The following is a 20,012-nucleotide window of genomic DNA, read 5'->3' as shown; positions in this document are numbered from 1 at the left end:
CCCGTGAAAGAACCGAAGCCATGTCGAGTGACCAGAATGCCCCGACGCCCTTCGTGCACTGCCCGTGTCATGGCGACGGTCAAGGCTTCATCGAGCTAGTGTTCCATGCTGGCACGGTCGGTGACAGTGACTGTGATCTGGGTGTCAATGGTGGTTCGCATGATCTAACGTCCTCGGGTTTCGAATGTGTCGCGCACTCTCACGAGCTACCGGCGGGTCTCTAGCTTTCGGCTGGGTAGCGTCTTCCAGTTCAGCCCGATCAGTCCCGGACCGGTGGGTGCATCGGTGTGCCCAATCTTCGTTCCACCGCTGGACAAAGAATCGGACCCACACCTGAGCCGATTCGAGTAACGGATTTGTGATCGCTGAGGGATGGGTAGGAAGCATACGAGGCGATCACCTTGCGGACCTGTCCGGCTTCGATCAGGATGCCGAGGCCCTTGCCGTCCACGCCCATGTTGTTGGACACCACGGTGAGGTTATTGACGCCGGAATCGCGCACCGCCTCGATCAGATCAGCCGGGATGCCGCTGAGGCCAAAGCCTCCGACGGCGAGCGACATGCCGTCCCGGCGCGTGCCGTGTAAGGCATCAGCGGCGGTTGATGTGTGTTAATACATTTCTTCTCCTCAGCGTGTGTCATGAATCGGGGTTGGTCTTGGCCCAGGTTTATGGGTCTCTTGGGCTGATATTCCGGCCCCGGTACTTAGCGTGCCGGGGCGTCGCCGCTCATCTGGCCGTCGCCCTATCGCGATCGAGGCACGGGCAAAGGTGGGCCTCGCCCGTGCCAGAATCTGTATTTCTCCTGCCTCTACTGAGTCCTACCTGCTCCCACCTAGTGACAGACGGTCCTCTGCAACGTGGCCTCGGCGTGCTTCAGAATTGGTCCGTCAATCATCCGGCCGTTGAAGCGGAACACCCCACTCCCCGCAGCTGCCGCCGCTGCCAGCAGCTTGCGAGCCTCCAAGACGTCAGCATCGGAGGGTGCATAGGCGGCCCGGACAACTGCCACCTGGCTAGGGTGAATGCACGCCTTGGAGCCAAAACCCGAAGCAACGGCGTCGGACGCTTCCAACGCAAGTCCTTCAAGATCAGCGATATCCAAGTAAACGGAATCGATGGCGTGTTTCCCAGCGGCACCTGCGGCCATCAGCACCGAAGACCGGGCATGGAGTGCTACGCTACGGTAGCCTCCGTCCGAATGTCTGCTTGAGGTCCCACCAAGGGATGCCAGTAAGTCCTCGGCGCCCCACATCATTGCCACGACATTCGGTTCAGCGGCAATTGAACCCGCGTTAGCGACACCGGCGGCCGTCTCGCAGAGAGCAACTACTCGGTAGCTTGCGAGAGCTCTGAGCTGTTGGGCGTCCTCGGTCTTGGCCAACATGACCGTGCGGTAAGGCGTAAGGGCAAGACATTGCAGGTCGTTTTCGAACTCATCCGTGCCCACCGGATTGATGCGCACGATTGTCCGGCCGGGATCTAGACTCGGAGCATTCCCCTTGCCTCCCAACTGGGCCTTGATCTCGCTTCGGGCGCGTTCCTTGTCGTCAGGCGCGACGGCGTCTTCTAGATCGAGTATCACGGCATCAGAGCGCTCGGCCGCCTTTAGGTAGCGTTCAGGCCGGTCTGCAGGGCAGAAGAGCAGGGCCGAACCAATCGCAAAACTCATGATGGCTGGCCGTCCTGTCGGAACGCGCTGTGTGCAGCACGTGTCCATATCAAACTGTTGCGCGTGGCTACGGCGACCACCACACCATGCTGATTTCTGCCGGTGTGTTTCATAGTGACGATGCCCTGTCCCGGCCGGGAGGAAGACAGCCGCTTTTCAATGACGGCTGTGTCGGTGTAGAGGGTGTCCCCGTGGAAGAGCGGTTGGGGGAAGGAGACATCCGTCAGGCTCAGCTGGGCAATGATGGTGCCTTGCGTAAGTTGAGGTACTGACTGCCCCACCATGGCAGCAAGGGTAAACATGGAGTTCATCAGCCGTTGACCAAATGGCTGGCCTGCACTCCACGCGGCGTCGAGGTGTAGTGCCTGGGTGTTCATGGTCATCGTAGTGAACAGCACATTGTCTGTTTCGGTAACGGTACGGCCAGGACGGTGCGCATAGCTTACGCCTTCTTCAAGTTCGTCGAAGTACAGCCCGCGCTGTTCGATGACACGAGCCTGTTTTATGGGGACTGGGACTCTCTTGGTCATGATGATCCTTTCAGCCGGCTACAGGCCCAGTTCGCGGGCGATCAGCATCAGCTGGACTTCCGTGGTGCCCTCGCCGACTTCGAGGATCTTGGAGTCGCGGTAGTGGCGTGCCACGGTGAATTCGTTGATGAAGCCATAGCCGCCGAACACCTGGGTGGCGTCCCGCGCGTTGTCCATGGCTGCCTCGCCTGCGACCATCTTGGCGATGGCCGCCTGCGTCTTGAACGGCTTGCTGGCGAGCATCCGGGCGGCCGCGTCGTAGTAGGCCAAGCGGGCGGTGTGGGCGCGTGCTTCCATCCGGGCGATCTTGAACGCGATGGCCTGGTACTTGCCGATGTTCTGGCCGAATGCGCTGCGTTCCTTGGCGTATTTCACCGACTGGTCCACGCAGCCCTGGGCCGCGCCGACGGCCAGCGCCGCGATCGCGATCCGGCCCTCGTCCAGGATGGAGAGGAAGTTGGCGTAGCCGCGGCCCTGGGTGCCGAGCAGGTTTGCTTCGGGGACGTGGACGTTGTTGAGCGTCAGCGGGTGGGTGTCCGAGCCGTTCCAGCCGACCTTGTTGTAGGCCTTCTCGGCGGTGAATCCCGGGGTGTTGGTGGGCACCAGGATGGTGGAGATTTCCTTCTTGATGCTGCCGTCCGCGCGTTCGTCCTGGCCGGTGACAGCGGTGACGGTGACGAGCTTGGTGATGTCGGTGCCGGAGTTGGTGATGAACTCCTTGTTGCCGTTGATGACCCATTCACCGCCGCCGAGCTTGGCGGTGGTCTTGGTGCCGCCGGCGTCGGACCCGGCTTCCGGTTCGGTGAGGCCGAAGCCGGCGAGGGCCTTGCCGGAGGCCAGCAGCGGCAGCCATTCCTCCTTTTGGGCGGTGTTGCCGAAGCGGTGGATCGGCATGGCGCCGAGGGACACGCCCGCCTCGAGGGTGATCGCGACCGACTGGTCCACCCGGCCGAGTTGTTCCAGGGCCAGGGCGAGGGCGAAGTAGTCCCCGCCCATGCCGCCGAACTCTTCCGGGAACGGCAGGCCGAACAGGCCCATGTCCGCCATCTGGGAGACCACTTCGTAGGGGAAGCTGTGCTCCTCGTCGTGTTTGGCGGACACCGGGGCCACCACTTCGTCGGCGAATTCGCGCACGGTGTTGCTGAGGTCCTGGTAGTCCTCGCTGAGGTCAAAACTAGCCATGGGGTGACTCCTGTGTCTGGGATACATCTGTGGTTTGTGGAACGTTCAATAGAGCTGGCGGTCAGTACCGGTTGGTGATTGCGCCTGCGTCAGTACGGCGGGGTCATTCGGCCGCGCCCATCGCGATGACGGCTTCCTTGATGGTGTCCTCGGCTCTGGAGAATTCGGGCGGGTGGATGGTGGCGAGCACCTGGTCGGCCTTGACGAGGTCGCCGGAGCCGACGCTGATGTGGACGGTGCCGTCGAGGGGCGCCACAAGCTGGTGCTCCATCTTCATGGCTTCCACCGAGAGCAGCACCTGGCCGGCCACCACGGTGTCGCCGTTGCTGACGGACACCGACACCACGGTCCCGGGCATCGGTGAGCGCACTGCGGGGTCGGCTGCGCCTTCTTCGCGTTCGATCGCGGCCAGCACCTGGGAGAGCCGCGTCTCCCGGGTGAGTACTTCGAGGCGGCAGGACCAGCCCTCGTTGCCAAGAAACAACTCGGTTGGCCAGCCATCTGTGCCAGCACCAGTCGAGGCAATCGAGTACCTCAGGGCTTTGCCGTTGTAACTGAGCCCGACGTAGTCGTCGCTCAAGGTCGCCAATATTGCCCAGAATTCCAAGCCGTTCTCCACCCGCACCTTGAACGGACCGGACGAACCTACTCCCGTGACGCTTACGATGGCACTCTCGCTTGGGGAAGTACCGAGTCGGATGCGCCAGATTCCGCGGTTGCCGTGCCGCCAGCCGTTCCCACAGTTCCAAAGGCTGCTCCCAGGAAATGACCGGTCTTGGTCGTCCATCTTCTTAAGGTAGAGCGCGGCGGCGGCGAGTTCGGCGTCGGCCGTCTTCCGGAAGGTGAACTCCGGCATCCTGCGTTCGATCAGGCCGGTGTCGAGCCGGCCGGCGCGGACGTCGGGGTCGTTGATCAGCAGGCGCAGGTATTCGACGTTGGTGTCGATCCCCAGCGCGGTGTACCCGGCCAGCGCCTCGTCGAGGGTGTCGAGGGCGGCGGCCCGGTTCTCTCCCCACGCGATGACTTTGGAGATCATGGGGTCGTAGCTGGAGGAGATTTCCAGGCCTTCGATCAGCGCCGAGTCCACCCGGACGCTGCCTGCTGAGCCTGCTGAGTCAGCGGGCAGTTCGTCCAGGAGCACGACCCGCCCGCCGGAGGGCATGAAGTTCCGTTCCGGGATTTCGGCGTAGACGCGTGCTTCCACCGAGTGCCCGGTGAGGACGATCTGGTCCTGGGTCACGGTGAGTTCCTCGCCGGCGGCGATCCGGATCTGCCATTCGACGAGGTCGATGCCGGTGACCATCTCCGTGACGGGGTGTTCGACCTGGAGGCGGGTGTTCATTTCCATGAAGAAGAACTCGTCCGGGGCGTTGTCCGAGACCAGGAATTCGACCGTGCCGGCGCCGGAGTAGTTGACACTGCGCGCGGCGTTGCAGGCGGCCTCGCCGATCCGGGCCCGGACGTCCGCGCCGTCGGGCAGGGATTCCAGCAGCGGGGACGGCGCCTCCTCGATGACCTTCTGGTGGCGGCGCTGCAGGGAGCACTCGCGCTCCCCCAGATGGATGACGTTGCCGTGGTTGTCGGCGAGGACCTGGACCTCGATGTGCCGCGGGGTGGTGACGAGCCGTTCCAGGAACAGGGTGTCGTCGCCGAACGCGCTGGCGGCGACCCGGCGGGCGGTCGCCAGGGTGGCTTCGAGGTCCTCGGGGCGTTCGACGATATGCATGCCTTTCCCGCCGCCGCCGGCGGAGGGCTTGATCAGGAGCGGGAACCCGACGCCGGCCGCGGCCCCGATCAGCTGCGCGTCGGTCATCCCGGGTTCGGCGATGCCCGGGACCACCGGGACACCGTAGCCGGTGACGTGGTTCTTGGACCGGATCTTGTCGCCCATGACGTTCAGGGATTCCACGCCGGGGCCGATGAACGTGATCCCGGCTGTTTCCAGGGCGCGGGCGAAGTCGACGTTTTCGCTCAGGAAGCCGTAGCCCGGGTGCACGGCCTCGGCCCCCGTGTCGCGGCAGGCCCGCAGGATGGCGTCGATCTTCAGGTAGCTCTCGGTGGCGGCCGCCGGGCCGATGCGGACGGCGACGTCGGCCTCCCGCACGTGCCGGGCACCGGCGTCGGCGTCGGAATAGACGGCCACCGAACGGATGCCCAGGGCCCGCAGGGTCCGGATGACGCGGCAGGCGATCTCGCCGCGGTTGGCGACCAGGACCGTGCCGAACAAAGGGGTGCCGGTTGCGGGGGTGGCTGGCGGGGTGGCCACGGAAGGCGTGGTGGGCGAAGAGATGGTCGACGAAGAAAGATTCATGGCTGGCTCACATCCGGAACAGGCCGAAGGAGGTCTCCGGCAGTGGGGTGCGGGAGACGACGTCGAGCGCCAGTCCCAGGACGGTGCGGGTGTCCGCGGGGTCGATCACGCCGTCGTCCCAGAGCCGGGCGGTGGAGTAGTAGGGGCTGCCCTGGTCCTCGTACTGCTGTTTGATCGGGGCTTTGAACGCTTCTTCGTCCGCGGCGGACCATTCCTCGCCGCGGGCCTCGTACTGGTCACGTTTCACCGTGGCCAGCACGCTGGAGGCCTGGTTGCCGCCCATCACCGAGATCCGGCTGGCGGGCCACATCCACAGGAAGCGCGGCGAGTACGCCCGCCCGCACATCGAGTAGTTGCCGGCGCCGAAGGACCCGCCGATCACCACCGTGAGCTTGGGGACCCGGGCGGTGGCGACGGCGGTGACCATCTTGGCGCCGTTCTTGGCGATGCCGCCCTGCTCGTAGTCCTTGCCGACCATGAAGCCGGACAGGTTCTGCAGGAAGATCAGCGGGATGCCGCGCTGGTCGCAGAGTTCGATGAAGTGGGCGCCCTTGAGCGAGGACTCGCTGAACAGCACGCCGTTGTTCGCCACGATGCCCACCGGGTGGCCGTGCAGCTTGGCGAAGCCCGTGACCAGGGTGGTGCCGTAGTTCTTCTTGAACTCATGGAACCGGCTGCCGTCGACCAGCCGTGCGATGACCTCGCGCACGTCGTACTGGGCGTTTACGTCCGTGGGAACGGCACCGTAGAGCTCGTCCGGGTCGGCAACGGGCTCGACGACGGTGTCCACGTCCCAGACGGGTGCGGAAGGCTTCGGCAGGGTGGAGACGATGTCGCGGACGATCTGGAGGGCGTGCTCATCGTTCTCGGCCAGGTGGTCGGTGACGCCGGAGATTTTCGAGTGCACGTCGCCGCCGCCGAGTTCCTCCGCCGTGACGATCTCGCCGATCGCGGCCTTCACCAGAGGCGGGCCGCCCAGGAAGATGGTGCCCTGGTTGCGGACAATCACCGTCTCGTCGCTCATCGCGGGGACGTACGCGCCGCCGGCGGTGCAGGAGCCCATGACCGAGGCGATCTGTGGGATCTTGGCCGCGGACATCTTGGCCTGGTTGAAGAAGATCCGGCCGAAGTGTTCCTTGTCCGGGAAGACCTCGTCCTGTTTGGGCAGGAATGCCCCGCCGGAGTCCACGAGGTAGATGCAGGGCAGCCGGTTCTCCAGCGCGATCTCCTGGGCGCGGAGGTGCTTCTTTACCGTCATCGGATAGTAGGTGCCGCCCTTGACGGTGGCGTCGTTGGAGATGACGAGGATCTGGCGGCCGTGCACCAGGCCGATCCCGGCGATGACGCCGGCGCCCGGGGAGTCATCGTTGTACATGCCGTTGGCCGCGAGCGGGGCGATTTCCAGGAACGGGCTGCCGTCATCGAGCAGCCGATCAATGCGCTCCCGCGGCAGCAGCTTGCCGCGGGCCAGGTGGCGCTCCCGGGACTTAACCGGACCGCCCAGCGCGGCCGTGGCGAGGCGTTCCTTAAGCTCGCCGGCCAGCCCCAGCTGGGCCTCCCGGTTCGCGGCGAAGGCGGCGCTCGTAGCATCCACCCGGCTTTGCAACGTGTGCATTAGCATCTTCCATTCCGGATAAGTTTGCCCCCCGCAGTATTGGGTTGGCAGATAGCGGTCAATTTTGAGATACGACGACCGCTGCCCTTTTGAGAGAGTGACCGAAGTTCAGGAAGCTCGTGCAACTGGCCGGACCCGACGGACCTTCGAGCGCACCTGCCCCGTTTTCCACAGTCTTCCGACGGTCCTCTTCGTCACGGGGGGTGATGGGCGGGAACTTGAGTGCGTGTTCAGCATTCCATTCAAAGTGGTCATACCGATATGTCAATTGGTATCACCACCCTACGAGAAGTGAAAGCCTTGTCAAGGCGTCGATGCATAATCGCTATAGAATCGGAGGACCCCACCGTGAAAACGGACGAAAGGCAGCGACGGCTGATGACGATCCATGATGAGGAAATTCATTCGTTTGCCAACGTCTTCGCAAACGATCCTGTCTCGGCTGCCCTTGCCCGGCTTATCCGCGACTTGAATCCCGGCGACAGGCTCCCTAGCGAACGGGAATTGGCAATAAGGCTCAGCGTGAGCAGGACCGCTTTGCGCGACCGGCTCGGGGTCCTCGAAGGTCTGGGAGTTCTGCGGCGCCAGACGGGCGCGGGGACGTTCGTCGAGATGCTGAAGCCGGACGCCCTGGCCCTAGCCCTGAACCTTGCGATTGGATCTTCCCACCTTCCGCTCACGTCGCTTGAGTCTGTCCGGATTGCGCTCGAGCGACAGGCAGCACGCGAAGCGGCCATCAATTCAGACCCTGTGCTCGTGGCCTACATGCAGCGCGCCGTCAACACCATGGCGTCCACGGATGTACAGGTTGACGTCATGGATGCCGACCGCGCATTCCACCAGTCCCTTCTTCGGGCCGCCGGAAATCCGGCTCTCACTTTCTTCGCTGAGGCTTTGTCTGACGTATTCACGCAAGACTTGGCATATCGAAGTGCCCGGCTGAGCAGCGCCAGACTCACTTCCTCGGCCCGGGCACTGATGGTTGAACACCATCGCAGGATCCATGACGCAATCGTGAACCGAGACCCTTCGGCAGCCATGCAGGCAGTCGATGACCATTTCGATGCACTTCCTGTCAGCTAAGATCAATGGCCACTGACACTAGTCATCCAGATAGCGAGCGTGGCACGGTTGGATTTTTCTTCAAGCGAGGGCGTCCGATTAACAATGACCGTCGCCCGAGTCCTGCCGGATTTGGCCCCCTACGAGGGCGCGGCCCTGTGAACCTAGCGCCCCTACGCTCTTTATCTGGTGACGGAACCTGTGATTGAGGCCAGAGGCCGCAGGAACAGCGGACGCGCCAATCCCCATGCTGCGATCATGATCGCCAGGGAACCAGCGAAGATCCAGAGACCCGCCCAGCTCACAGTGTCCTGTGACGCATACATGTGATTCAGGTTTCGTAAGGCGCCCGTAGCGAGCACCAAGGCCACGTGGACCACTATGAAAGCAACCAAGTAGAACATCACCCATAGATGCACAGCACGGGCTATCTCGATCGGAAACATCCGGTGCAGCTTCAAGGGGGCTTGGTGCCAGGCCGGCGACATTCGCAGGCCAGTAATGATGGACAGAGGCGCGGCGATAAAGACGGTCGTGAAGTAGGCCAACATCTGCAGGGAGTTGTAGCTGACCCAGCCGTTATCCACGGGCCAACTCAGCGAGAAGTACTGCAGGGCAGCCGATATTGCGTTGGGGAATATGCCCCAGCTATCGGGGACGAGGCGCTTCCAATGTCCGGTGGTAAAAATAAGGACAAAGAAAACGATCCCGTTCAGTACCCATATAGTATCGAGGGAAATGTGAAACCATAGGTCGAGGCTGATTTTGGTCGGTTTGCTCTTGGATTTTCCCGGCCATCTGTCCTTTTTTCGCGTCCAGTACGCTGATGGCTTGGTTCTGGTTCGGACATGCCAGCCGGATCGGATGATCAGCACGATTAGCAGCGAGTTAAGAAAATGCTGCCAACCAACCCAGGGCGGAAGTCCTACTGGCACTCCCTCAGGCGAGTGCGTCTCACCCGGATACGAGGTGAGGAAGGATTGCACCGGGGTGGTCTCGCGTAGCAAGCGAGCCACCAGAACGGTCACCAGCAGCGCCATCAAGGCGACTGCGATGTTCCGAACAATCCGAGGCCACTTGCTCTTAACCGGGGGGAATTTCGTCGATGTCGACATGGGTTGGTTGCTCCGTGCTTCTATGAGCTGGGTGAAGAAGATAACCGCACCTAAGCTTTGCCAAAGCCAAGTGGCGGCGCCTGCGATGACGGATTTCGGGTGGACATTTTCGGCGCGACCTTGCCTTCGAGTGAATGGTCTAAATTTGTGCCGACGACTCGAGGAGCCGACAGAGTTCAATCGTGTAGTCCCCGGCAGTGGCTCCATCGATCACACGATGGTCAAAGGTCACCGTGACGTTGGAAATGGTTCGAATAACCATCTCGCCGCTTCTGATCACGGCGCGCGGCACGGCACGGTGAACTCCAACGATCGCAGTTTGCGGGTGACTGATGAGCGGCGTGGCGACGACTCCCCCTCTCTTCCCTGGGCTCGTAAGAGTAATTGTTGCCCCGGTTATGTCAGCGGAGGTGAGCCTGCCCTCCCGCGCCAGAATCGCCAGACGTCTGACTTCCGCGTCGATCTCTTTGACGTCCAGATTGCCCACATTGCGGATGACCGGGACCATGAGGCCGCGCGGGGTGTCCACGGCAATCGCTACGTTGCACTCATCGAAGCAGACGATCTCTGATTCGATGACATGCGCGTTGAAGTAGGGATATTTGGCGGCAAGGAGTCCAATAGATGCGCTGGTGATGGCGACGATCTTGCTGAGATCAACGTTCGTGAGGTCGCATTCTTCGACGACGTGGACGCCGGGGATTTGAGTGTGGGATAGTGCCATACGATCGGCGATGATCTTGCGAATCCCAGAAATCCGCACACGCCGTTCGCCTGGCGTGCTGGAGCTGTTCGGTTCAGCCACGCGCTTCGGCTTCCGATGCGAGGACGTCTCCCGAGGCAAAGTCAGTTCCAGGAAGCTGTCTTTTGGGTTGAGTGGTGCGTTCCACGGCTTTGGTTACCGTCGCGACGATGTCTTCGACGCTAGGAACAAACGCAGACTCTAAGTGCGCCGCGAAGGGAACTGGCGTGTGTGGTGGTTCCACAAAATCCATGGTGAAGTCGGGCAGGCCGTCAGCCGCACGGACGAGCTGAGCGCAGATCTCGGAGGCCGGACCGGCCACCGGCCAAGACTCTTCCACGATGACTAGGCGGTTTGTTCGCTGTGCCGACGTCAGGATGGTCAGAGTATCCAGGGGGGCCATCGAGCGCACATCGATTACTTCAACGTCGACCCCTTCGGCCGCCAGGGTCTTGGCGGCTCGGAGAGCACGGGAGACCATCAGACCGGAGGCTACGACAGTGACATCATTGCCTGGTCGCCGCACGCTTGCCGTCCCCAGCTCGGTTCTCAGATCGGGGTCCACTTCCGCCCGTGCGCCGTGCAGTAGGCTCATGTGCTCAAGGAAGACGACCGGGTTGTTATCTCGAATGGCGGCGCTCATCAGAGAGTAGGCATCCTGCGGTGTTGTTGGGATGACAATCTTGAGTCCAGGGAAACCCATCAGCATGCCGATGCAGGACTCGGCGTGTCCGCGGTGCGGGCCGATCCCGAATTTCGCCCTCACGACAAGGGGGACGGTGACGTTAGCTCGGGTTCGGTAGGCTACCGAGGCGCCTTCGAGGGCTAGTGGTGTCATGGTGAGCGCAAGGAACTCGGCGAACATGAGGTCTACGATGGGTCTGCTTCCTGCCATTGCAGCGCCGACGGCGCTGCCGATCATGGAGGCCTCCGAGATGGGTGCATCGATGAGCCGCCCGGCGGGGCCAAATTTCTCCCACAGACCCTTGGTGGACTGCATGGGGCCTTCGAAGATCCCAATATCTTGGCCCATCAGGTAGATGGAGTCGTCCTTGTCCATGGCAGCGCCGATTGCGGCAACAATAGCTTCGCTGATGGTCATCCTGCTCATGATGCAACTCTCCAGTCTTCGGCGAACGCCGACGGGCCCCTCATCGAATGCTCAGATGCAAGGCCCTCCTTAGCCGCCGCGGCGATGATATCCATTTGCTCAGTTACAGATTCTGTCTCAGCCGCAGCGGTATCGGCAGTGAGTTCCCCAGCAGCGATTAGCGACTGAGCGAATCGGATGATGGGATCAAGACTCTCCCACGCAGCCACTTCTTCGCTTGACCGATAGGTTTCTGGGTCGTTCATGTAATGACCACCCATGCGGTAGGTGAGGGCATGGATCAGAGTGGGTCCTCCGCCATCTCTTGCCCGTTCGACGGCCGTGACTCTCGCGTTGATCACTGCCTCCAGGTCGTTGCCATCAACGTCGACGGCGGCAATTCCGAGCGCTCTCGCCCGGTCTGATACTTGTCCCCCGGCTATCGCAGTGGTTGCTGGGAGTGAGGTCGCATACTGGTTGTTCTGACAGATGAGAACTAGCGGAAGCCTCAACATGGAAGCCAAGTTCATGGATTCAGCCACGATTCCTGCGTTCGAAGTTCCGTCGCCGAATGCACAGACAGTTACATTGTTTGACTTCTTCTGCTGCAGATGAAGCGCGGCCCCAGTTGCATAGGCGACTGTCGTACCCAGAGATCCGGAAAACATCCCTATAAACCGATCACTCGGAGTAGGGCAGATGTCCCCACGCCAGTTGCCCCCCGAATTGCTGCCATCTGTACCGAATATTCCGGCAGCCAATGTGGCGGGATCAGTCCCCCGCATGAGGCTGACTGCGCAGGCACCCCGGAAATGAGGCGCGACGGTGTCGTCTGCCTCGAGACCCGCGAATCCGCCGATAAAGACCGCTTCTTCACCGCGGGCCTCATGCCAATGGCTGTTGTGTCGGCACATTGCTTGGTCGAAGGCCCGGCCTCGGATCATTGCACGCCAAAGGTTCATTCGGCCTTGGGCCGTTGCATGATCGAAGGTCATGATTCCTGCTGCACTTCGATGACTCCGATTACCTGGCCGATGCGGACACTGTCCTCGGGTTCGCAGTCCTGATTCGTGAGAACACCGGCCACTGTGGATTCGATCTCAAGGTTTACCTTGTCCGTCATCACCTCCGCTATTGGCTCGCCTACGGCGACGAAATCGCCTACATCTTTGAGCCAGGCTGCGAACACGGCCTCTTCCACGCCGTCGCCTAGGTCATTAATGAACACCTGATGGCTCATGAGACACTTCCTTTTCGTTCAAAGTCGCCGCGTGTAGAGTGGTACTACCGCATGACGAATTGGTATCACCACTCTACGACAAGTGAACGCTCTGTCAAGGGGGACTCAGCCGCTTCGTCATCACTGGCGGCCATACTCAACAAAGGAGTTGATTAGTGAAGATCATCGTGCTCATCAAGCAGGTGCCAGACACCGCTGACGATCGAAAGCTTGATCTGGCAACGGGCCTCATCGAGCGCAACGCGGGCGAGAATGTCGTTGACGAAGTCAATGAACGAGCGTTGGAAGTGGCGCTTCGGTTCAAGGATTTCGACGAGAGGACCGAGGTAGTGGTTTTGTCTCTCGGACCTCACGAAGCAAGTCAGGCTTTGCGCAGGGCCCTGTCGATAGGCGCGGATTCAGCCGTCCATGTGTGTGATGACGCCCTGGCGGGTGCTGACGCGGTCCGGACTTCAATGGCCCTCGCCGCAGCCCTCAGCAAGACTGGATTTGATCTCGTCATAGCGGGAAACGAATCAACTGACGGGCGCACGGGTGCAGTTCCGGCCATGGTTGCTGAATACTTGGAAATCCCCCTTCTTGGATCCGTGGAAGCAGTGGAGATTTCAGAAAATATTGTCCGGGGGCAGCGCCATGCCGACGGGGTGGACTCGTGGGTCCACGCAAAACTTCCGGCCGTCATCACGATTACCGAGCGTTCAGCGGAGGTTCGATTTCCCAGTTTTAAGGGCATCTTGACGGGCAAGCGGAAGCCCGTCACGAGCCTTTCATTAGCCGACCTGGGTGTGATCAAAGCCGACCAGGCAGGCGTAGGGCGATGTGTTGTCCTATCCACTACTGCTCGGCCAGAACGGGCGGCCGGCAGGAAAATCGTGGACGAAGGCACGGCGGCCGCTGAGCTAGCCGACTTCCTGATTGCCGGCCGGCTAGTCTGAAAGAGGAACAAACAATGTCGAACGTTCTGGTATCTATTGCCCTTTCTCCCGAAGGTGAGATCAGCCCCAGCTCGCGGGAGCTTATTGCTGCAGCCTCCCGGGTCGGGACGCCCGTGGCCGTCCTTGTAACATCACGCCCACTTAGGGGCGACGTCGTAGCCGAATTGGGCTTTCTTGGAGCCGAATACATTCTCGCTGCTCACTGCGACGATGCCGAGACTCTGCTTCTGACGCCCCAGGTCGAGGCCCTGTGTTCTGCCGTGCAACAATTTCAGGCTAGCGCGGTGATACTGGCCTGCTCGGCAGACGGTCGTGAAGTGGCTGCCCGGCTGGCAGTTCGCACAAGGGGCGGCCTCATCGCCGATGCAGTCGATCTACGATTGTCCGACGGGAGAATCTTGGCCACTCACTCGGTGTTCGGTGGTTCCTACCTCGCCGAATCCACCGTTGAGGATGGACTCCCCGTCATTACCATTCGGCAGGGCTCGATAGAGGATTCCGCCGGGCCGGTTACGCCTGAAATGAGCGTTGCTGAAGTGTGTTTTGGCAGAAGCACGTCCGCGGTCGTCGAATCGTCGAGGGCGATGTCGGCTTCCCCCCGACCGGAACTCCGCACAGCCGAGAGAGTGGTCTCCGGGGGCCGGGGCCTTGGGTCGAAAGAGAACTTTGCGCTAGTGGAGCAACTTGCCGATGCACTCGGCGCTGCCGTTGGCGCTTCCCGCGCTGCTGTCGACGCCGGCTTTGTCACCCGCGGCGCACAGGTCGGCCAAACAGGTGTCAGTGTTGCTCCAAACCTCTATGTGGCGCTGGGTATTTCTGGAGCCATTCAGCACAGGGCCGGAATGCAGACAGCAAAGACTATTGTGGCCATCAATTCAGACCCCAATGCGCCCATTTTCGATGTGGCGGATTTCGGTGTTGTTGGAGATGTCTTTACAGTCGTTCCGGAGCTGATTGAGGCCATTAGGTCGCGGCGAGGGTAACCCGTACGGGCTATCCGGCCTGTTTGTGTCAGGCAGTGAAACAGGCCGGATAGCCTCCAAAGGATTGCTCGGAGTTCTTAGTGAATGGGTCCCGAGCCGGGCGCGTTCTGCATTCGATCCGCACTCATCATCAGTAAGTGAGGCACTACCCGTAAAGCCACGCGCCTGGTTTTTCTTGGCTGTCGCCTGGCGCGGGCCCAGACCGTCAGGCACACCTCAGGTGCGCGGGCTTGATGGATCCAATAACAAGCCAAGCCTGGTGGCGTTAGCACGAGGACGTCCTCGCATTTAGAGTGGCACTGTTTCCAAGCGGACGAAGTGATGGTTCACGGCCGCCATGGCCCTGTCGGGATCGCGGGCGAGGATCGCTGCGTGAATTTCACGATGTGCATTGACAAAAAACTCTGCCGAACTTACAGCAGCGTCCGCGGCCCGCACCTGGCTGGATCGCGTCTTCACATCTTGCGTCAAAACGCCGGCTATTGCATCCGCGAAGAAGGTCAGCGCCGGGTTGGAGGCTGATCGGAGGAGCGCCTGATGGAATTGTCTGTCGGCTTCGTCTCTCGACTGTTCGTCTTGGGCTACTGCCATTTGGTCCAGTGCACGCTGCATGTAGGCAACCAGAACCGGGTCGGCGCTGATGGCGGCCTCAATGGCTGCCTGCCGCTCCAGAGCGATGCGAACCGATTCTAAGGCCGCGAGAGGGATCTGGGCCGAACTAATTCCAAGATTCAACGCCATCGAGACGGATCCGGGGTTGAATTCCTGCACGTACGTCCCCGACCCGGGACGACGCTCCAGTATCCCGAGTCCTTCGAGGACTCCCAGTCGGTCGCGTAGTGCGGTCCTCCCGACATCCAGTTGTTTCGTGAGCTCGCGCTCCGTTGGCAACTTATCACCCGGCTTCAGGCTCTTGACGATTTCGGAGAGGGCTGCGACAAGGGGGTCTTCCTGGGCGAGTGCGGCAAAGGGATCTCGTGATGGTTCGGCCGCTGGTTCTACTGCTTGTGACATATGTTTTCCGCCGTAACCCTTCCTAGCTCGTCCTCGGCGGGACGACAGTTCGCGGGTGCTCAATACTCTGGTCAAGTTCAGCTCCCAGTGTAGTCAGCCGGAGTCACTCAGGTCGACCAATTTAAAAAATTGGTGATACCGAACACAAATTGGTAACACCAAGGGTTACACTGAATCCCAACGGCCCCTTAGGTGGGCTAGGACACAATTAGGAGGTTTTCACGTGGAACCCGCAACGATGACTCACGACGAGACGAAAGTCTTCCACCGTGACATCACCGCTATCCCGCCCCGCGTACAGCGCGCAGAGGGCGTTCACCTTTGGGATGAAGCCGGCAATCGATACCTCGATGCATCCTCGGGCCTAAACGTTGTGGTCAACATCGGCTACGGGGTCAAGGAAGTCCTCGACGCGATGCACAAACAGGCTGAGCTGGTGGCGTTCTGTGGCGGATTTACGAGTGCCCCACAGGAGGACTTGGCGCAGGTCCTCGCGGACATGGCCCCAGGGGATCTCAACCACGTTCGATTTACATCAGGTGGGGCGGAGGCAACCGAGACCGCCATCAAACTTGCCCGACATTATTTCGTAGAAAGCGGTCAGCCTTCCAAGTGGAAAGTCATTGGCCGGTGGAAGAGCTTTCACGGCAACACCCTGGGCGCGCTTGCAGCATCGGGTTACTCAGCCCGACGACTGGAATACACCCCTTACCTGAGTAATTTCCCGCATATTTCACCTGCATATGACATGGCTGCAGCCGAGGAACTCGAAGCGGCCATCCTGAATGAAGGACCCGATGAGATAGCTGCGTTCATAGCTGAACCCGTCGTGGGTTCGGCCGATCTGGCCCGCATACCTCCCGAAGGATACTTTAAACGCATCCGGGAGATCTGCGACAAATACAACATCCTGTTCATCGCTGACGAGGTCCTGTGTGGCATAGGGCGCACAGGAAAGAACTTCGCCATAGATCACTGGAATATCGTTCCGGACATCATCATCTTCGGTAAGGGTGTATCGAGCGGATATACACCCCTCGGCGGAATCATCACCACAGATGCGATCTACGACGCAATCGCAGCTGGCTCAGGGCTCTTCGACCATGGCTACACGTACAGCGGTAACCCCCTGTCATGCGCCGTGGGGCTTGCCGTCCTTAACTACCTGAATGAACACCATTTGGTGGAACGTGCCGCCGACACCGGCAAGTATCTCCTCGATTCCCTGCGTCAGGCCCTGGCTAACAGCCCAATCGTGGGAGAAATCTCGGGGCTTGGAATGCTGACTGGAATTGAATTGGTCGCCGACAAGGTGACGCGCTCCCCCTTTGCCGGGTCGAAGCGGATCGGCGCCAGAATCGGCAAAGCAACCCGCGAACGCGGAGTACTCATCAACCCCGGCTTCGGCGCGCCGAGCCTCCCCTCCGATCCGGAGCGAATCGGTGTCTGTCCCTCATTCATTTTTACTCGGGAGGACGTTGACCAAACAGTCGCTGCACTCTCGGCTGCTCTCGCACAGGTCGCTCAAGAAGAAGGCCTCGCCTAATACCCTCGTGCACCTCAAACCCCTGACACCCCATCGGACACATCAGTAAGGAAGCTCCATGCGAACCAATAAATCCCCTGCTTTGGCCGGAATCTTGGGCCTATCCGTTTTGGCGCTAACGGCCTGTTCCAACTCGACACCGGCGCCAGATAGCTCGAACCCTTACTCGGGAAAAACCGTCTGCATCGATCAGTATGCGACGGCGACGGCGATAACCGACATCATGACGGGACTAGAAGGAGGACTCGCTGACGCAAAGGCTAAAGGCCTGAAGATCGTCATAGAAAACCCGAACGCCGATCCGGCCACTGAACAGAGCATCGCCCAAAAGTTCATCACCAGCGGGTGCAATGTGATCGGCGGCGTAGGAACGGCCGCGGCACAGTTGCAGGCCAATGCCTCCAACGGGATCCCCGTTGTGTTTATGGCCTCATCCACCCCGGTGGAAGCTGGTTTGGTGGCGTCTATGGATGCCCCCGGGGGGCATGTCACCGGCGTAGCCGATGTGTTGAACCCGGCCCCGGATATCGATGCAATGCTAAAACTTGACCCGTCGATTAAGACCATCGGCCTAATCTGGAAGACCGGAGACCCGGCGGGCGACACATTGGCCAAAGCCGCGCAGAAACACATCGAATCGCTGGGCCTCAAGAGCGTCACGTCCACCATTACAACCGGCGCAGATGTGACCCAGGCAGCCCAGAGCCTTGTGAGCCGCGTTGATGCCATCATGATTCCCGGCGATACCACGACCATCAGTGCCGCCGGCGGAATCACCGCAGTTGCCGATGCGGCCAAGGTCCCAGTGTTTGGCGGCACTACGTCAGCGGTTGACGCCGGGGCCGTTCTGGCTTCCGGCTATAACTACGTTGATGTCGGCAGAGAAAGTGCCAAACTGATGCTAGGGATCTTAGACGGAGCAAACCCCGCGTCCACTCCGGTTGTCATCCCGCGCGTCGGAGGCTTCGCTATCGCTACCGACAAGCTGGCGACCTTCGGACTGACTCTGCCCGAGTCGCTCAAAGACCAGCTCCTGAAGAAGTAGGACGGCCGAATCACATGCTCGAATCAATAACTATTGCGGTCCAGGTCGGGCTGCTCTACATTCCGCTCGTTTTTGGCATATACATCACGATGGGCGTTCTGAGCCTTCCCGACTTCACGATGCAGGGCTCATTTGGGATCGGCGGTGCGACAGGGGCGGTGATGGCGATCAATGGCGTCAACCCGCTTACGGCAATCCTGGTCGCAATGATCGCCGGGGCACTGACGGGGCTCGTTACAGCGGCCATGCACCTGTGGCTACGGCTGAACGTCCTACTGGCAAGTATTTTGGTCTCCGCGGCAGCCTATTCGGTAGCTCTGGTCATTATGGGGAGCGGAAACCTCTCCCTCATGGGCAAGAAGAGTATCTTCTCCTGGTTTCAAGGCCTTGGTCTTACGCCTCAGGCGTCGACGATTGTCGCGGGATCTGCCATCACAATCGTTCTGGGCCTCCTCATATTGGTCTTCCTCCGCACTCAATATGGTGTTTCCTTGATCGCTTCCGGCCAAAGTATCCAGACCGCTCGAGGTTTAGGGATTCGAACCGAGTCACGACAAGTGGTCGGCCTGGCCATCGGCAATGGCCTCGCTGGAGTATCTGGTGCATTAATCGTCCAGAACCAGGGTTTCATGGACGTCACCATCCAAAACGGAATCATCGTCATAGGCCTGGCCGGAATGATGGTGGGGCTGAGCCTGATTCGAGCTAATAGGACCACGCTAGTCATCATCGGCCTGATACTCGGGGTTTTCATCTACCGGCTCGTGGTCGTCTACGCCATTCAACTCGGTATTAACCCCAACCTTGTCCAACTGATCACAGCAGCGCTCGTTGTATTAGTGGTCTGGTTGCGGAACAACGGCAATGTGCTCACCGGACTGACATCCAAGCGGGGCCGAAACGACCTTCAGATGTCACGTGTCAAATTTTATGAGGAGGACCGTGTTGCAAGCTTCTTCTAACTCAGCAACCGATCTGCAGATCACCCGTTTGTCTAAGCAGTTCAGGGGACTAGGCAAAGAAGTAAACAAAGTCATCTCCGATTTCTCACTCACCATCGAGAAGGGAACGACCGTCGCAGTTGTGGGATCAAATGGTGCGGGAAAGTCTACGCTCCTGAACATGATCTCGGGAACTGTCTTGCCGGACTCCGGCCAAATCATCGTCCGCGGGAGGGACATAACCTTCCTGCCATCTTGGAAGCGGGTTCCATTGGTTCGCCGTGTCCGCCAGAATCCTCAGGACAACATGATCTCGTCGCTGACGGTGGAAGAGAACTTTGCCCTGGCCTTGTCGGGAACGCGCCAGAAATACAGGTTGACGCCGGCGAGAAACAGGGCAGTTCGGGACATCGCTGTCCACCAGATCGAAATGCTCGGGATGGGGCTGGAGAATCGCCTGCACGTGACATCGGAAAGCCTTTCAGGCGGCCAGCGCCAAGCGATTGCCCTTGCCATCGCGGCGCTCGGTTCTCCAGCTGTCATGCTGCTCGATGAGCACACCGCGGCCCTCGACCCGAATAGCGCTCAGCGAATAAAGGAGGTCACCGAGCGAATCGTCAAAGAGTCGGGAACGACGGCTTTGATGGTCACGCACGACATGGCCCACGCACTCAAGCACGCCGACCGGCTCCTCATGCTTCACGCCGGAACAATAGTGATGGATCTCGACAAAGGCGAAATGCAGCGACAGACCGTGCATCAGATCTCCGCTCAGTTCGCTGCGCATGCTGGCGAATCCCTACCAGATGAGACAATGCTGAGCGCGTCCTGACCAGCCCTGCCAGGAAAAAGCCTCAATCATATAAGCGGGATCATCGTTTGTTCCCTGCGCTTCCCGGACCATTGCTGCTGACGCAGCCGCAACGCATTGGAGGAGCCAGCTGGGGTGGGCGTGGATTCTTTTCAGGCCACGCCCACCCCGGCCTGCGG

General features: G+C 60.5%; 18 protein-coding genes and 1 pseudogene. 7 read left to right on the top strand and 12 right to left on the bottom strand.

Going from position 1 to position 20,012, the window contains the following annotated elements; translation table 11 throughout:
* Positions 1-385: 385 nt before the first annotated feature.
* The 6 genes and pseudogenes from QRN51_RS13215 to QRN51_RS13190 form a co-directional block, all read right to left on the bottom strand.
* Positions 386-604, bottom strand: a pseudogene (locus QRN51_RS13215) (CoA-transferase); the annotation flags it as partial.
* Between the two features lie 230 nt (positions 605-834).
* Positions 835-1,671 (bottom strand): HpcH/HpaI aldolase/citrate lyase family protein, encoded by an 837-nt coding sequence (locus QRN51_RS13210; RefSeq protein WP_284990315.1) that lies wholly within the window; start codon positions 1,669-1,671, stop codon positions 835-837.
* Positions 1,668-2,201 (bottom strand): MaoC family dehydratase, encoded by a 534-nt coding sequence (locus tag QRN51_RS13205; protein WP_284990314.1) that lies wholly within the window; start codon positions 2,199-2,201, stop codon positions 1,668-1,670. The genes QRN51_RS13210 and QRN51_RS13205 overlap by 4 nt, the downstream gene beginning before the upstream one ends.
* An 18-nt stretch (positions 2,202-2,219) precedes the next feature.
* The gene (locus QRN51_RS13200) at positions 2,220-3,383 is read right to left on the bottom strand and encodes an acyl-CoA dehydrogenase family protein (protein ID WP_284990313.1); all 1,164 of its coding nucleotides are present in this window, start codon (positions 3,381-3,383) and stop codon (positions 2,220-2,222) included.
* A 103-nt stretch (positions 3,384-3,486) separates the two neighbouring features.
* Complete coding sequence (locus tag QRN51_RS13195; RefSeq protein ID WP_284990312.1) at positions 3,487-5,694, bottom strand: acetyl/propionyl/methylcrotonyl-CoA carboxylase subunit alpha; 2,208 nt, start codon at positions 5,692-5,694, stop codon at positions 3,487-3,489.
* A 7-nt stretch (positions 5,695-5,701) separates the two neighbouring features.
* Positions 5,702-7,309 carry a carboxyl transferase domain-containing protein gene (locus tag QRN51_RS13190; RefSeq protein ID WP_284990311.1) on the bottom strand — a complete coding sequence of 536 codons (1,608 nt, stop codon included), beginning with the start codon at positions 7,307-7,309 and terminating at the stop codon, positions 5,702-5,704.
* A gap of 378 nt (positions 7,310-7,687) precedes the next feature.
* Here QRN51_RS13190 and QRN51_RS13185 point away from each other — a divergent pair, with 378 nt between their 5' ends.
* Positions 7,688-8,392 (top strand): FadR/GntR family transcriptional regulator, encoded by a 705-nt coding sequence (locus QRN51_RS13185; RefSeq protein WP_284990310.1) that lies wholly within the window; start codon positions 7,688-7,690, stop codon positions 8,390-8,392.
* A gap of 161 nt (positions 8,393-8,553) precedes the next feature.
* Here QRN51_RS13185 and QRN51_RS13180 read toward each other — a convergent pair whose 3' ends face one another.
* From QRN51_RS13180 to QRN51_RS13160, 5 genes are all read right to left on the bottom strand, one after another.
* A complete protein-coding gene (locus tag QRN51_RS13180; protein ID WP_284990309.1) occupies positions 8,554-9,486 on the bottom strand; it encodes a cytochrome b/b6 domain-containing protein in 933 nt (310 codons plus the stop codon).
* Positions 9,487-9,625: 139 nt separating this feature from the next.
* Positions 9,626-10,291 carry a 2-oxo acid dehydrogenase subunit E2 gene (locus QRN51_RS13175; RefSeq protein ID WP_284990308.1) on the bottom strand — a complete coding sequence of 222 codons (666 nt, stop codon included), beginning with the start codon at positions 10,289-10,291 and terminating at the stop codon, positions 9,626-9,628.
* Complete coding sequence (locus tag QRN51_RS13170; protein WP_284990307.1) at positions 10,284-11,339, bottom strand: alpha-ketoacid dehydrogenase subunit beta; 1,056 nt, start codon at positions 11,337-11,339, stop codon at positions 10,284-10,286. Before QRN51_RS13170 ends, QRN51_RS13175 begins: the two co-directional genes overlap by 8 nt.
* A complete protein-coding gene (locus QRN51_RS13165) occupies positions 11,336-12,232 on the bottom strand; it encodes a thiamine pyrophosphate-dependent dehydrogenase E1 component subunit alpha (protein ID WP_284990317.1) in 897 nt (298 codons plus the stop codon). The genes QRN51_RS13170 and QRN51_RS13165 overlap by 4 nt, the downstream gene beginning before the upstream one ends.
* A 77-nt stretch (positions 12,233-12,309) precedes the next feature.
* The gene (locus tag QRN51_RS13160) at positions 12,310-12,558 is read right to left on the bottom strand and encodes a biotin/lipoyl-containing protein (RefSeq protein WP_284990306.1); all 249 of its coding nucleotides are present in this window, start codon (positions 12,556-12,558) and stop codon (positions 12,310-12,312) included.
* A 155-nt stretch (positions 12,559-12,713) separates the two neighbouring features.
* Here QRN51_RS13160 and QRN51_RS13155 point away from each other — a divergent pair, with 155 nt between their 5' ends.
* A complete protein-coding gene (locus QRN51_RS13155; protein WP_284990305.1) occupies positions 12,714-13,493 on the top strand; it encodes an electron transfer flavoprotein subunit beta/FixA family protein in 780 nt (259 codons plus the stop codon).
* A gap of 14 nt (positions 13,494-13,507) precedes the next feature.
* Positions 13,508-14,476 carry an electron transfer flavoprotein subunit alpha/FixB family protein gene (locus tag QRN51_RS13150; protein WP_284990304.1) on the top strand — a complete coding sequence of 323 codons (969 nt, stop codon included), beginning with the start codon at positions 13,508-13,510 and terminating at the stop codon, positions 14,474-14,476.
* 288 nt (positions 14,477-14,764) lie between these two features.
* On the opposite strand, the gene QRN51_RS13145 is transcribed toward QRN51_RS13150, so the two are convergent.
* Entirely contained in the window at positions 14,765-15,553 is a 789-nt protein-coding gene (locus QRN51_RS13145) for a FadR/GntR family transcriptional regulator (protein ID WP_284990303.1), read from the bottom strand.
* Between the two features lie 160 nt (positions 15,554-15,713).
* On the opposite strand from QRN51_RS13145, the gene QRN51_RS13140 reads away from it, so the two are divergent.
* Genes QRN51_RS13140 through QRN51_RS13125 form a run of 4 tightly spaced genes read left to right on the top strand, consistent with a single transcriptional unit; the run spans position 15,714 to position 19,854 of the window.
* The gene (locus QRN51_RS13140; protein ID WP_284990302.1) at positions 15,714-17,036 is read left to right on the top strand and encodes an aminotransferase family protein; all 1,323 of its coding nucleotides are present in this window, start codon (positions 15,714-15,716) and stop codon (positions 17,034-17,036) included.
* Positions 17,037-17,094: 58 nt separating this feature from the next.
* Entirely contained in the window at positions 17,095-18,081 is a 987-nt protein-coding gene (locus QRN51_RS13135) for an ABC transporter substrate-binding protein (protein WP_284990300.1), read from the top strand.
* 14 nt (positions 18,082-18,095) lie between these two features.
* A complete protein-coding gene (locus tag QRN51_RS13130) occupies positions 18,096-19,043 on the top strand; it encodes an ABC transporter permease (protein WP_284990299.1) in 948 nt (315 codons plus the stop codon).
* Positions 19,024-19,854 (top strand): ABC transporter ATP-binding protein, encoded by an 831-nt coding sequence (locus QRN51_RS13125; RefSeq protein ID WP_284990298.1) that lies wholly within the window; start codon positions 19,024-19,026, stop codon positions 19,852-19,854. The genes QRN51_RS13130 and QRN51_RS13125 overlap by 20 nt, the downstream gene beginning before the upstream one ends.
* The last annotated feature ends 158 nt before the right edge of the window (positions 19,855-20,012 follow it).

The organism is Arthrobacter sp. efr-133-TYG-120, from assembly GCF_030209785.1.
GTDB lineage: Bacteria > Actinomycetota > Actinomycetes > Actinomycetales > Micrococcaceae > Arthrobacter.
Note: the sequence above shows the minus strand (reverse complement) of the source record. Positions and strands in the feature narration are given on the sequence as shown.